We start from the raw sequence: 13,289 nt of genomic DNA on the forward strand, positions 1-13,289 counted from the left end.
CACCCGGCCCGCCCGGGCCAGGCGGCCCAGGAGCCGGTGCGGGTCGTCCACGACCAGCGACCAGTCGTCCACGTAGACGCGCGCGGCGGCCAGCAGGGCGTCCTCGGTGACGTCGTCGAGGGAGACATTGACGACGAGGGCGCCCGGGGCCAGCCAGGACCGCTCGATGTAGGGCACCCGCGTCGTCGTGCACGGGATCACGACGCCGGCGCCGGCGACCGCCGCGCGCGCGTCGCCGGCGACCACCACGCGCGGGCCGCCCGGTCCGAAGCCGGCCGCCAGATCGTCGCGGAACCCCGCGGCGCGCTCCTTGTCCAGGTCGTGCACCCGGATCTCGGTGACCTCCGGCATCCGCGCCGCGACGAGGCGGGCGTGCGTGCGCGCGATCGCGCCCGTCCCGACGAAGGCCACCGCGGAGCTCCCCGGGCGGGCCAGCCGCAGCGCGCACAGCACCGACACCGCGGCCGTGCGCAGCGCGCTGACGTGCGCGGCGTCCATCACGCACACCGGCCGCGCCGTGGCGACGTCGTGCAGTACCGTGAGCCCGCTCGCCCGCGGCAGTCCGCGGCCGGGGTTGGCCGTGTTGGCGTTGATCAGCTTGGTGCCGACCATGGGCGGCTCGCCGCCGACCAGGCCGGACATGGCGATGCTGCGGGCCTCGCCCCCCGTCTCCGGGGACCAGCCCAGATAGCACTCGGCGGGCAGCGTCGTGCGCCCCTCGCCGTGCCGGACGAGGGCCTCGCGCACGCAGGCCAGCGGGTCGATCTCCTCGCAGGCCCGGCGGACGTCGGCGGCGGTGAGGTAGAGCAACTGGTTCGTGTGGGTCATGGCCTTCGTCCACTCCTCCGCGGTTCCGGTCATGCGCAGGCCGCGTCCTCGAACGGCGCGTCGCCCGGGTCGATGTTCTCCTTGGCCAGCCACAGCCGGTTGTAGACGGTGCTCTCGTAGCGGTCCGCGCCGTCGGGGCAGACGCACACGACGCGCTCCAGCCGGTCGTCCGCGCGCAGGACGCGGGCCGCCGCCGCCAGCACCGCGCCCGAGGAGCCGCCGATGCCGATCCCGGTGCAGCGGCGCAGCAGCCGGCAGGCGGCGATCGCCTCGGCGTCGGAGACGTGGACCGCGGTGTCGTAGTGCTCCGGCCGCACGAACGCCGACCTGCGCGAGGCCCCGATCCCGACCAGGCGGCGCGGCCCCCGGGGGCCGCCCAGCGCGGCCGATCCCCGCACGTCCACCGCCACGATCCGGCACCCCGGCGCGGCCGGGCGCAGGTAGTCGGCGATGCCGGCCAGCGTTCCCCCGGTCGAGACGGCGACGAGCACCGCCGCCAGGCCGGGGCCGGCCTGGCGCAGGATCTCGGGGCCGGTCTGCTCCCGGTGCGCGCGCGGGTTGGCCCGGTTCCCGTACTGGTCCGTCCACACGCACCCCGGATCGCCGGTCGCGATCTCGCGCACCCGCTCGCGGCGCGCCGCGAGGTAGTTCCCGTGGACGTCGGAGCGCTGCACCCGCTCCACGACGGCACCGAGCTCGCGCATCGTCTCGATGTTGACCTCGCTGACCAGCGGATCGACGACCGCCACGAACCCGTAGCCGTACTCGCGGCACACGTAGGCCAGCGCCACCCCCAGGTTGCCGGAGGTGGACTCCACGACGGTCGCGCCCGGCCGCAGCCGTCCGCGCAGCTCCAGGTCCTCGATGAGGGCGTAGGCGGTGCGGTCCTTGATGGATCCGCCCGGGTTGAACTGCTCCAGTTTCAGCATGACCTCGCGCCACCGGCCGCCGACCCGCAGCCGGATCGGGAGCACCGGTGTCCGCCCGATGCGCGACGTGCTGCGCTCGGCCCGCCAGTCGGCGTGGAGTCGCACGGACATCTCGTCTTCCTCCCTCGGTCCGGCCTCGCGCACCGGCGGCCGCGGGGGGCCTCGGTGCCCGCTCCGCAGCCGCTCGGGCTGGTCTCCCGCTCCGCAGCCGCTCGGGCTGGTCTCCCGCTCCGCAGCCGCTCGGGCTCGTTTCCCGCTCCGCAGCCGCTCGGGCTGGGGCACGGATCAGCGATCGAGGATGAGCTGGAAGAACAGGCAGTCGATGTAGACGCCGTCCAGCTCCACGATCTCCGGCATCCGGCCCACCTCCTGGAACCCGAACTTGCGGGCCAGGGCGATGCTGCCGGGGTTGTTGGACCACACCCGGTTGACCATGGCGTGGAAGCCGCGTTCCGTCGCCTCCCGGATCATCCGGGCGCGCAGCGCGCTGCCCACGCCGGTACCGCGGGACTCCCGGGCGACGTAGGTGGCGAAGGTCGCGGTGCGGTGGAAGCAGGGCTTGGGGTCGTAGGGCGAGACCGCCACCCAGCCGCGGACCGCGTCGTCCTCGGCCACCCACACGCCGTAGGGGTGGCGGTGGCTTCGCAGCCAGTCGGCGCGGCGCCGCACCGGGACGTCGCTCAGGTCGCAGGTGGCGATCCGGTCCCGCACGGCCTGGTTGTAGATGTCGGTGATGGCGGGCAGGTCCCCGGTCTCCGCGGGGCGGATCCGCCCGGTGAAACGTCCCATGTCACCCCTCCCTCAGGCGGCCGGTTCAGCGTACGAGCGCCTCGGGGGCGGCGAGCATCTCGTGGTGCAGCGCCGTCCACTCCCGGAGCCGGTCCTCCAGGTCGGGGTCGGCCGGCGGGCCGGCCCCGGCTCCCGACGCCCCGTCCCCGCCGAGCGGTTCGAAGCCGCGGCTCGCGAGCACGCGCTCGTACCAGTGCGCCTGCTCGTCGCCCAGGCGCCCCAGGGGCGCGCCCGTGATGGCGGGCCAGGAGAGCAGGCGCTCCGAGAAGTCGATACCCAACCTGGCGCACAGCAGGGGGACCAGGGACGCGGGGTCGCGGCTCAGCCGGGTCATGTCCACGATCACGTGGTCGATCCCCGCCGCGCGCACGTGCCGCCACGCGCGGCGCAGGTCGTCCCAGCCGGCCTCCCGCGCCGGGAACCCCGGGGCTGCCCCGCCACGGGCCCGCTGCCGCATGCGCGAGCGCACGGCGAGCCGCGGCTCCCGCAGCGTGAAGACCACCGGCAGCGTCGCTGCGGAGACCAGCTGCTCCAGGTGCGCGCCCGCCTGGAAGGTCATCTCCTTGACGACCAGGCCGTTGGCGTGGCCGGACACGTCGTGGGCGAGGCGCTGCCGGTCCAGCCGCCCGGCCAGCGCCGCGCGGAGCGGGTCGGGCCCGTCGGCCCCGTGGTGGTAGCCGCGGTCGTAGGGCTCGTGCAGGTACCAGCGGAACAGCGTGTGGTTCCACAGGGCGCGGGCCAGCACGGTGGAGGCGCAGCGCGGCGGGGACAGCACGAGCAGGACCGGGTCGAAGCGGCTCAGCGGCCCGGCGGCGGGGGCGTTCGCCGCCCCCCGCCGCCGCGCGCCGGCCGAGCCGCTGGCCGACGTCGCCGACATCACGCGTCCTTGGTGAAGGAGTACCAGCGCCAGGCGCCGAGGGCGAACTCGCTGCTCAGGGTCATGGAGTGCCGGCCGGCCGCGTCCAGGACCTCCTCGCGGGTCGGCTGGTAGGAGGGCGGGCGGCGCAGCGCGAAGCGCAGGTCCATGATCTCCTGGTCGTAGCTGCCGACCTTGGAGAGCGCGTAGGCGATGCAGAAGGTGCCGCCCGGGCGCAGTACCCGGCTCACCGTCCGCCAGATCGGCTCCTTGTCGCGGAGGAAGTGGTAGGCGCCGACGATCATGGCGCCGTCGAAGTAGTCGTCCCGGACGAAGCCGAGCGGCTGCTCCAGGTCGCCGCGGGTCACGTGCACCCGCTCGTACTCCGCGGTGCGCTGCGTCGCCGAGGCGACGAAGTCGGGGCTGATCTCGATGCCGAGCAGGTCGGCCTGGGCGCTGTGCGCGTGCTGCTCGGCCAGTTCGAGCAGCCCGAACCCGGGCCCGCAGGCGAGGTCGAGCAGCCGCGGGCCGGCGGCGGCCACCTCGGCGACGGCGCGCACGCGCGAGTAGCGGTAGAAGGGCGCCTGGAGGACCTCCTCCCACAGCGGGAGGTGGTCGGCGTCGAAGGTCGCGGAGACGGGGTTGTCGGGCCGGGACAGGGCGTCGAGGATGCCGGCGTAGTTCTCGCTGTGCATCAGCTCCTCGACGGAGCTCCGGCCGGTGGCCAGGTGGATGAGCTCCCGGTCGAAATCCGAGCGCGCGGCGGAGTCGCGTGTCTCGACGTAGCGCGCCGGCTCCTCGTCGGTCCGCCGCACGGCGCCGTACTTCACGAGTGCGTCGAGCAGCAGCCGCGCGACGTGCTGCTTGTTGTCGGCGACGCCGAAGTCGCGGCAGAACTCCTCCGTGGTCCGCGGAGAGGTGAGCAGGTCGAAGAGTCCGCGTTCCGCGCAGGTGCGGTAGACGATGTCGTAGCACGCGCGCCGGTATTCCAGATAGGCGCGCTCGACCTCTTCCGGCGGCAGACTGTAGATGTCGGTCTGCGTCGTGGTCATCGCTTCTCTCCATTCGGTTTTCGGGAATGGCGGAACGAGGCGGCGGCCTCGGGGGGAATTTCTCGGAGGTCGCGCCGCCGGAGAAGGCTTTTTGCCGGGTGGTGGCGTGCCGGATCTCAGGAGGCGGGGGGCGCGGTTCTTCCGGCGCCGCCCTCGGCCAGCAATTCGATCAGCCGGGCCGAGGCCGCGGTCCCCTTCTTGAAGAGCGATATCCGCATCGACTCGTTGGGCGCGTGGTGATTCTGGTCCGCGGGGGCGAACGGCACCATGATGCTGGGAATTCCGAGCAGTTTCGTGAAGACGTAGTCCGGCGTGGTGCCCGCCAGGCTCGGCACCCGCACTGGAGCGGTCCCGAACCCGTGCTCGACCGCGCGCGCGACCACGTCGGCGTAGGGGTGGTCCACGGGTGTGCGGGACGGCGGCTGGCTGAACATCTTGCGCACGCTCAGCCCGCGGAAGCCCTGGTCGTCGATGAACTTCTCGATCGAGGCGAGGACCTGGTCGGGATCCTGGTCGCCGACCAGGCGCATGTCGACCTTGGCCATGGCCGACGTCGGGATGAGGGTCTTCATGCCCGTGCCGGTGTAGCCGCCGGTGATGCCGGAGACGTTGAAGTACGGTTTGTAGAGCAGCCGCTCGTAGTACTCCTCGCCGAAGGCCGCGGGCAGCGGATCGCCGCCGGTCCGGGCGCGGAAGTCCGCGAGGTCGAGCGGCAGGTCCCGCACGAGGGCGCGCTCCTCGGTGGTGATCCGCGGCACTCCGGCGTCGATCCCCGGGGCGGTGAGGTCGCCGTTGGCCTCGACCAGGCGGCCGAGGAACCGGCTGAGCTCCAGGAGGGGGTTGGCCACCACCCCGCCGAAGTTCCCCGAGTGCAGCGGCTGCGCGGGGCCCTCGGCGTGTACCTCCATGACCAGTGCGCCGCGCACGCCGAACAGCAGTGCGGGCCGGTCGCCGCCGAGCTGCGGCCCGTCGGAGTAGCAGCACAGGTCGGCGGCGAGTTCGTCGCGGTTGCGTTCGATGAACTCGGGGAGGTGGCGGCTGCCGAACTCCTCCTCGCCCTCCAGGATCATCTTCACCTTGATCGGGAGGCCGCCGTTGTGGCGCTGCCACCACTGCACGGCGTTGAGGTGGGCGAGGAACTGGCCCTTGTTGTCGCCGGCGCCGCGCCCGTAGATCCGGTCGCCCTCGACCACCGGCTCGAAGGGGGAGGTCCGCCATCCGTCCTGGTCGGCGGCGGGGAACGCGTCGTAGTGGCCGTACAGCATGAGGGTGGTCTCGGCGTCGTCCGGTCCGCCCTCGGCGTAGACGACGGGATGCCCGCTCGTGGCCTCGATCCGCGCGGTGAGGCCGGCGCGCTCGCACTTGGCGGCGCACGCCTGGGCCATCCGGTCGATGTCGGGGCCGCCGGTGATGGCCACCGCCGGAATCCGGATGAGATCGAGGAGTTCCTGGACCAGGTCATCGCCGTATTCGTCGAGAAATTCACCGAGAGATAGTTGCTGGGGCACTGCTCATCCAATCTCCGCAGACCATTTGCGACGGGGGTGTGTGCGGTGCGACATGATCAATGTATTCCCAGGCCCTCATTTCTTGCCCCGCTTAATGTAGGCAGGGGTAAACGGGATTGTAAACAGTCTTCACGTGGTTTTTCGGTGCCACGTATTTGATCTATGGCGTAGATTGTCGCTTGCGGGGAGTGGTCCACGGATTAACTCATAAACCCGACTCGGATAGTCGGATTTCGATGTGCTGGTAAAACGCGGGGAGGTTCGGCGTGCGCCCACGTCATTCGGCGTAATGCAATTCCCGCCTCCTGTGGACCGCTCCAGGAAAAGGGTATGGGCGATCCCCGGTGAAAGGCGTAGGGTGGGGCGGGTGACCTGGACGCTGTACCTGAGCTTTCTCGCGTTCGCGACCGTGATCGTCATCGCCCCCGGACCCGACTTCGCCGTGGTGCTGAAGAACTCGCTGACCCGCCGCCGGGCGGGGCTGCTCGCCGCGGTGGGCATCACCACCAGCAACATGGTGCACGGCACCGCGGCGGCGATCGGCGTCGGGGCGCTGCTGCTGAGTTCGCAGGCGCTCTTCACCGCGGTGCGCTGGATCGGCATCGCCTACCTGTGCTACCTCGGCGCGCAGGCGCTGCTCTCGGCCCGGCGCGGCGCCTACCCGGCCGATGACGACTCGGGCGGCGGGCCACCGCTGCACGGGCTGCGCAGCTGGAGCCAGGGCTTCCTGTCCAACATCACCAACCCGAAGGTGCTGGCTTTCTACCTCTCGGTGCTGCCGCAGTTCCTGGCGGGCGGCCAGGGCTCGCTCGGGGCCGTGCTGCTGCTCGCCTACTCGCACGCGGCGCTCGGCCTGCTGTGGCTGCTGCTCGTGGTGGCGTTCCTGCACTACGCGCGGTCCTGGGTGCTGCGCCGCCCGATCCGCCGGACGCTGGACGCCGGTACGGGCGTGGCGCTGCTGGGCTTCGCCGCCGCGCTGGCGCTGGAGCCCGCCGGGGGGAGGTGACCGCGCGGGCGTCCCGGGCGCCCGGTGGCGCGGTGCCCGGGCCCGCCCCGTCAGTCCGAAACGGCGTCCCGCGGCCGTACCGCGTAGTCGAGGACGCGTTCGCCGAGCAGGTCCTCCACCATGTCCAGTAGCTCCAGCAGGGCCGCGGCGATCACGTCCGGAGACTCGCCCGCCGTGACCCGCCGGCCGATCTCGGTGTAGACGAGCGCGTGCACGTTGCCGATCTGCCAGGCCACCAGGCGGGGGAGCGGCGCGTCGGGTGCCGTGCCGGCCTCCTCGGCGAGTGTGGCGGCGAGCGCGGCGGTCATCTCGCGGCCGAGGTCGTTCAGCCGGGCGGTCAGCGTGGGGGCGGCGCGCATCATCTCGAAGAAGCGGCCGAACCCCTCGGTCAGTCCGATCCGGGGGTCCCGGCGACGCACCTCGTCGCGCAGGTGCGCCAGCACGGCGCGCGCCGCCGACACACCGGGCGGGCGGTGCCGCACGATGTCGGCGAGCCGCCGCGCCAGTGCCGCGTCCGGCGGCAGGACGAGGTCCTCCTTGGTCGCGAAGTAGTTGTAGACGGTGTTCACCGACACCTCGGCGGCTTCGGCGACCTCGGCGATCGTCACGTTGTCGAAGCCCCGCTCCACGAACAGGGCGGTGGCCACCTCGGAGAGGCGCTGCCGTGTGCGCCGTTTCTTCCGTTCCCGCAGGCCCTCTGTCATGGGCGCGAGTCTAACGGCCGAGAAAATCTTGAGTCGATTGCAAATTTGGGGTCGATTATGGTTTTATCGACGCCATGTCCGCACCCGAACCCGTCATCCACGTCCGGGGCCTCACCCGGACGTTCCAGCTCAAGAGCGGCCCCGTGCACGCCGTCCGCGGGATCGACCTCACCGTCGTCCGCGGCGAGATCCTGGGGTTCCTCGGCCCGAACGGCGCGGGCAAGACCACGACGCTGCGCATGCTGACCACGCTGCTGCCGCCCAGCGGCGGGCGGGCCGAGATCGCCGGGCGCGATCTGCTCCGGGACCCCGTCGAGGTACGCCGGCGCATCGGCTACGTCGCCCAGTCCGGTGGACTCGACCCCGCCTGCGGTGTGCGCGAGGAGCTCGTCACCCAAGGGCGGCTGCACCGGCTGACGAAGGCCGAGGCGCGGGAGCGCGCGGAGGAGCTCGCCCGCGACCTCGGGCTGCTGGACCTCATGGACCGCCCCACCGCCGCGCTCTCGGGCGGCCAGCGCCGCCGGCTGGAGATCGCGCTCGGCCTGGTCAACCGGCCCGAGGTGCTCTTCCTCGACGAGCCGACCACCGGGCTCGACCCCGGCAGCCGGGCCGAGCTGTGGGACCTGGTCCGGCGCGTCCGGGCCGAGCACGGGGCCACGGTCGTCCTCACCACCCACTACCTGGACGAGGCCGACGCGCTGTCCGACCGCATCGTCGTCGTGGACTCCGGGCGCATCGTCGCGGAGGGAACCCCGGCAGACCTCAAGACCCGGTTCGCCGGCGGTCCGGCCGCCAGCCTCCAGGACGCCTTCCTCGCCATCACCGGCCGGAGCACGGCCGACGAACCCATCGCCATCTGACACCGCGACGACGGACCAGGCACTTGTGATGACCCTGCTCACCGACACCGGAACCATCTTCGGCCGCTACCTGCGGGCGACACTGCGGTCGAAGACCAGCCTCGTCTTCGGCATGCTGCAGCCACTGCTCTTCCTCGCGCTCTTCGGGCCGCTGCTCACCGGGCTCGACCTCGGCGTGAGCGGCTCCTCCTGGCAGACCCTGGTCCCCGGGGTGCTCGTCCAGCTCACCCTCCTCGGCGGCTCGTTCGTGGGGCTCGGGCTGCTGGTGGACCGCAGCCTCGGCGTGATCGACCGCATGCGGGTCACTCCGGTCCACCCCATGGCGCTGCTGCTCGGCCGCACCCTGCGCGACGTCGTCCAGCTCGTCGCGCAGTCGGTGCTGCTCGTCCTCCTCGGCCTGCTCCTCGGCCTGCGCGCCCCGCTGCCCGGCGTGCTCATCGGCCTGGTGTTCGTCGCCGTACTCGCGGGGGCGCTGTCCGCCCTCTCCTACGGGCTGGCCATGAACGTCCGCAGCACACCGGAGTTCGCCGCCGTCGCCAACACGGTCGGGATGCCGCTCATGCTGCTCTCGGGGCTGCTGCTGCCGATGAACCTCGCGCCCGGCTGGCTGAACGGCGTCTCCCTCGCCATCCCGCTCCGCTACGCGGTCGACGCCATGCGCGAGGTGTTCCAGGGACACTACCTGAACGGCACCGTCGCCGCCGGGGCCGCCGCGACCGCGGTCCTGGCCGCCGCGTGCCTGTTCGGCGGCACCCGCCTCTTCCAGCGCGGGCACGCCTGACCCGCCCCCGACCGGCCGGCTACCGGCGGCCCCGGATTTGCCGTCCCGGAGGCGGCTCCGCCGGTAGCCGGAAGCCGCTCGATCTCGCGCGGGAGCGGGGGCGCCTTCAAGCGAGGGCGACAGGGCATTTGAGGGTTTGCGGACCATCCGCCGCCATGGCCTGGGGCTGCTGCGGTCAAAAGTCCCAAAAAGCAGTTCAATGAGACGCTTGAAGGGTCGTAATCTCCGATTTCGAAGGGGCGATCGGCGTGGACGCCACCGACCTGCAGCGCTACATCCGTGACACGTTCGACGGAACCACCCTCCTCGAAGCGAACGGCGACTCGTTCTTCGTCTACGACCCTGACGGCGGCCTCCCTCCCGAGCGGCAGATGCCCTTCGCGACCATCGTCACCGGTGACAACTACGACCGCGTCTCCGAACTTGACCGGGATCCGGGTGACTACCGCCTGAACATCGGGCTGACCAAGGCCACCTACACCGCGCGGTTCGGCACCCCGCCCACCCGGCGCGACGCCGACGGGGTGCTGGAGACCGGGGCCGACTACACCGAGCGCGACCGGCTGATGCCGCACCCCTACTACGCCTCCCAGTACTGGGTCGGCGTGGTGAACCCGAGCCCGGCGACATTCGACGCCGTGCGGCCGCTGCTGACCGAGGCCCACGCGTTCGCGGCCCGCAAGTACGCCAACCAGCGCGCCCGGCGAACCACCACCTGAGCGGTGGCCGGGTACACCGGCGGCTTCCCTCCGCCGCGGCCGGAGGGGGCAGCGGGGAACCCGCGGACGCGGTGGTCCGGGCGGTGCGCCCGGTCCGCGAGTCGACGGGGGTGCCGGGCGGGCCGGCGGCCCCGTGGGCGGGCGCGGCGGCCGCCGTCCCCGCTCAGCTGTCGTAGAACACCCGCTCCATCACCGTGCGGGCCCGCCGGGCCACGCGGCGGTAGTCCTGGATCAGCAGCTCAGGGGCGCCCTCGCCCTCCTCCTCGGTGCGGTAGCCCAGGGCGCCCGCCACCGCCGAGCGGTCGCGGAGGTCGGACGGTATCGAGTCGCCGGGGCGTCCGCGCACCAGCATCACGGCGCCGCGCACCCGGGAGGCCAGCCGCCAGGCCAGTTCCAGGATCGCGCCGTCCTCCGGGTCGAGGAGGTCCGCCGCGACCGCCGCGTCCAGCGCCGGCAGGGTGCTGGTGGTGCGCAGCTCCGGCACCGCGTGCGCGTGGCGGAGCTGCAGGAGCTGCACCACCCACTCCACGTCGGACAGCCCGCCCCGGCCGAGCTTGGTGTGCAGCGCGGGATCGGCGCCGCGCGGCAGCCGCTCGGCCTCCATCCGCGCCTTCAACCGGCGGATCTCACGGACCGCGGCCTCGTCCACACCGTCGGCCGGATAGCGGATCGGGTCGATCAGCTCGGTGAACCGCTCGCCCAGACCGGGGTCGCCCGCCATCGGGGCGGCGCGCAGCAGCGCCTGGCTCTCCCAGGCGGCGGACCACCGGCGGTAGTAGGCGGCGTAGGAGTCGAGCGTGCGGACCATCGGCCCGCTCCGGCCCTCGGGGCGCAGGTCGGCGTCCACTCGCAGCGGGGGATCGGCGGCCGGGAGTTCCAGCAGCCGGCGGAGCTCGCGGACGATGGCGTTCGCGGTCTCCGTCGCCGCCGCCGGGTCCGCGCCCGGCAGCGGCTCGTGCACGAACATGACGTCGGCGTCGCTGGCGTAGGTCAGCTCCCGCCCGCCGAACCGCCCCATGCCCACGACGCACAGCCTGGTGCACGGCTCCTCGCCGCGCTGGGCGGCGACGCGGCTCGTGGCGCAGCGCAGCGCCGCCTCGATCGTCACCGCGGAGATGGCGGTGATCGCCTCGCCGACCCCCTCCACGCCGGTGATGTCGAGCAGGTCGGCCGCAGCGGTACGCAGCAGCTCCCGGCGGCGCAGCGCGCGCACCGCCGCCACCGCGTTCTCCGCCGAGTCGTGCCGGCGCAGCGCGGCGTCGGCCTCGGCGGCCAGCCCGGCCGCCTCGCGGCGGGCCAGCCCCGCGTCGTCGGTGAGGATCGCCACCGCCTCCGGCGCGCGCAGCAGCAGGTCCGTGGCATAGCGGCTGGTCCCGAGGAGCCAGGCCATCCGCTCGGCCACCCGCACGTCGTCGCGCAGCAGCCGCAGGTACCACGGCGTGGTGCCGAGCGCGTCACTGACCTGCCGGAACCCCAGCAGGCCGGCGTCGGGGTCCGGGGCGTCGGAGAACCACCCGAGCATCACCGGCAGCAGCGTGCGCTGGATCGCCGCCCGCCGGCTCACGCCCGAGGTGAGCGCCTCCAGGTGCCGCAGCGCACCGGCCGGATCCACGAACCCCAGCGCCTCCAGCCGGGCGCGCGCCTGCTCGGCGGAGAGCCGGACCTCGTCCTCGGGCAGCCGCGCCACCGCGTTGAGCAGCGGCCGGTAGAACAGCTTCTCGTGCAGCCGCCGCACGTCCCCCGCGACCCGCCGCCACGCGGTCGTCAAATCGGTGACCGGGTTCGCGGTGAACCCGAGAGCGCGCCCGAGCCGGCGCAGCTCCTCCTGGCCGGCCGGCGTGCCGGGGTCGGGCAGCAGATGGGTGCGGCGCAGCCGGAACAGCTGCAGGAGGTGCTCCACCCGGCGCAGGAACCGGTAGGCGTCGGCCAGTCCGGCGGCGTCCTGGCGGCCCACGTAGCCGCCGCGCGACAGCTCCTCCAGCGCGGCGAGCGTGCCGCCCGAGCGCAGCGCGGGGTCGGTCCGCCCGTGCACCAGCTGCAGGAGCTGGACGCAGAACTCGATGTCGCGCAGCCCGCCCGGGCCGAGCTTGAGCTGCCGCTCCGCCTCACCGGGCGGCAGCTGCGCCTCGACCCGGCGGCGCATCGCCTGCACGTCGTCCACGAAGTTCGGGCGCCCGGCGGCGTGCCACACCATCGGCGCGATGGCGTCGAGGTAGGCGGCGCCCAGTTCGGCGTCGCCCGCGATCGGCCGCGTCTTCAGCAGGGCCTGGAACTCCCAGGTCTTCGCCCACCGCTGGTAGTAGGCGACGTGGCCGGACAGCGGGCGCACCAGCGGCCCGTTCTTGCCCTCGGGGCGCAGCGCGGCGTCCACCTGCCACAGGGTGCCCTCGCCGTCCGTCGAGCCGGGGACCCGCATCATGGCGGCGGCGAGCCGCGCACCGGCCCGCAGCGCGGCCTGCTCGTCGACGCCGTCGTCCGCGGGCTCCGCCACGAACACCACGTCCACGTCGCTGACGTAGTTCAGCTCCCGCCCGCCGCACTTGCCCATGCCGATCACGGCCAGCCGGCACAGCGCCGCGTCACCAGGGTGCTCGGCGCGGGCGACGGCGAGCGAGGCCTCCAGCATCGCGGCGGCGAGGTCGGCGAGTTCGGCGGCGACCTCGTCCAGCCGCTGCGCGCCGGTGAGGTCGCGCCCCGCCAACCGGAGCACCCGCCGGCGGTAGGCCACCCGCAGCGCGTGGGCGGGGCCGTCCGGAGCGACGCCCGGATCGGCGACCGGGGCCGCCTCGGTAGGGTCGGCGCCCACGATGTGCAGCAGCCCGGCGCGCGCCTCCGCGGCCTCGGGCATCCGGGCGGCGTCGGCCCCGCGCAGCTCCCGCCAGTCCTCGGGGTGGCGGACCAGGTGGTCGGTGAGCGCGGCGCTCGCTCCGAGGACGCCCGCAAGCCGGGCGCGCAGGTCCGGGTCCGCGCACAGCTCGGCCCGCACCTCCTCGGGATCGGGTGCGCGCTCCAGCAGCCGGGTCAGCCCGAGCAGCGCCAGGTCCGGGTCGGCGGTCGCGCCGAGCGCGGCGATGATGTCGGCGTGCCGCTCGGGGTGCAGCCCGGCCTCCGCCATCAGCCGCCCGGCCCGGGCGGTGTCGCCGAACCCGCGCCGTGCCAGTGAGCCCACGGTCGTCCCAAGTCTTTCGCGTGTCACCACGCTCCCCACCGTAGTCCGGTGCGGTCGTCGGAGCGGCGGCGAGCGGGGGGGTAGGGGG

The 13,289-nt window shown here is 73.5% G+C and carries 12 protein-coding genes; 4 read left to right on the forward strand and 8 right to left on the reverse strand.

The genetic code is table 11. The annotated features are described in order from the left end of the window. The 6 genes from DEF28_RS22010 to DEF28_RS22035 form a co-directional block, all read right to left on the reverse strand. A partial coding sequence (locus DEF28_RS22010; protein ID WP_114446209.1) for an ornithine cyclodeaminase family protein occupies positions 1-861 on the reverse strand: 861 nt, incomplete at its 3' end. Continuing rightward, positions 858-1,868, reverse strand: coding sequence for a pyridoxal-phosphate dependent enzyme (locus tag DEF28_RS22015; RefSeq protein WP_114399711.1), 1,011 nt, complete (start codon positions 1,866-1,868; stop codon positions 858-860). The genes DEF28_RS22010 and DEF28_RS22015, both read right to left, overlap by 4 nt. A 174-nt stretch (positions 1,869-2,042) precedes the next feature. Further along, positions 2,043-2,546 carry a GNAT family N-acetyltransferase gene (locus DEF28_RS22020; protein WP_114399712.1) on the reverse strand — a complete coding sequence of 168 codons (504 nt, stop codon included), beginning with the start codon at positions 2,544-2,546 and terminating at the stop codon, positions 2,043-2,045. Between the two features lie 25 nt (positions 2,547-2,571). Beyond that, complete coding sequence (locus tag DEF28_RS22025; protein WP_114399713.1) at positions 2,572-3,423, reverse strand: sulfotransferase-like domain-containing protein; 852 nt, start codon at positions 3,421-3,423, stop codon at positions 2,572-2,574. Then, positions 3,423-4,454, reverse strand: a complete 1,032-nt coding sequence (locus tag DEF28_RS22030; protein ID WP_114399714.1) for a class I SAM-dependent methyltransferase — start codon at positions 4,452-4,454, stop codon at positions 3,423-3,425. The genes DEF28_RS22025 and DEF28_RS22030 overlap by 1 nt, the downstream gene beginning before the upstream one ends. A gap of 116 nt (positions 4,455-4,570) precedes the next feature. Beyond that, positions 4,571-5,962, reverse strand: coding sequence for a M20/M25/M40 family metallo-hydrolase (locus DEF28_RS22035; protein WP_147280213.1), 1,392 nt, complete (start codon positions 5,960-5,962; stop codon positions 4,571-4,573). 367 nt (positions 5,963-6,329) lie between these two features. Between DEF28_RS22035 and DEF28_RS22040 the strand changes: the two genes are divergently transcribed. Then, on the forward strand, positions 6,330-6,968 hold the full coding sequence (locus tag DEF28_RS22040) for a LysE family translocator (protein ID WP_114399721.1): 639 nt from the start codon (positions 6,330-6,332) through the stop codon (positions 6,966-6,968). Positions 6,969-7,018: 50 nt separating this feature from the next. On the opposite strand, the gene DEF28_RS22045 is transcribed toward DEF28_RS22040, so the two are convergent. Continuing rightward, positions 7,019-7,672 carry a TetR/AcrR family transcriptional regulator gene (locus DEF28_RS22045; RefSeq protein WP_114399716.1) on the reverse strand — a complete coding sequence of 218 codons (654 nt, stop codon included), beginning with the start codon at positions 7,670-7,672 and terminating at the stop codon, positions 7,019-7,021. Positions 7,673-7,746: 74 nt separating this feature from the next. On the opposite strand from DEF28_RS22045, the gene DEF28_RS22050 reads away from it, so the two are divergent. The 3 genes from DEF28_RS22050 to DEF28_RS22060 all read left to right on the forward strand — a co-directional run bounded on the left by DEF28_RS22050 (position 7,747) and on the right by DEF28_RS22060 (position 10,032). Continuing rightward, complete coding sequence (locus DEF28_RS22050) at positions 7,747-8,532, forward strand: ABC transporter ATP-binding protein (protein ID WP_114399717.1); 786 nt, start codon at positions 7,747-7,749, stop codon at positions 8,530-8,532. Positions 8,533-8,560: 28 nt separating this feature from the next. Beyond that, the gene (locus DEF28_RS22055; protein ID WP_114399718.1) at positions 8,561-9,313 is read left to right on the forward strand and encodes an ABC transporter permease; all 753 of its coding nucleotides are present in this window, start codon (positions 8,561-8,563) and stop codon (positions 9,311-9,313) included. A 248-nt stretch (positions 9,314-9,561) separates the two neighbouring features. After that, positions 9,562-10,032, forward strand: a complete 471-nt coding sequence (locus DEF28_RS22060) for a DUF6194 family protein (protein ID WP_114399719.1) — start codon at positions 9,562-9,564, stop codon at positions 10,030-10,032. Positions 10,033-10,195: 163 nt separating this feature from the next. Here DEF28_RS22060 and DEF28_RS22065 read toward each other — a convergent pair whose 3' ends face one another. Beyond that, complete coding sequence (locus DEF28_RS22065; protein ID WP_258861891.1) at positions 10,196-13,228, reverse strand: bifunctional [glutamine synthetase] adenylyltransferase/[glutamine synthetase]-adenylyl-L-tyrosine phosphorylase; 3,033 nt, start codon at positions 13,226-13,228, stop codon at positions 10,196-10,198. Between the last annotated feature and the right edge of the window lie 61 nt (positions 13,229-13,289).

The sequence above is a fragment of the Marinitenerispora sediminis genome (assembly GCF_003336425.1).
GTDB classification, from domain to species: Bacteria; Actinomycetota; Actinomycetes; order Streptosporangiales; family Streptosporangiaceae; genus Marinitenerispora; species Marinitenerispora sediminis.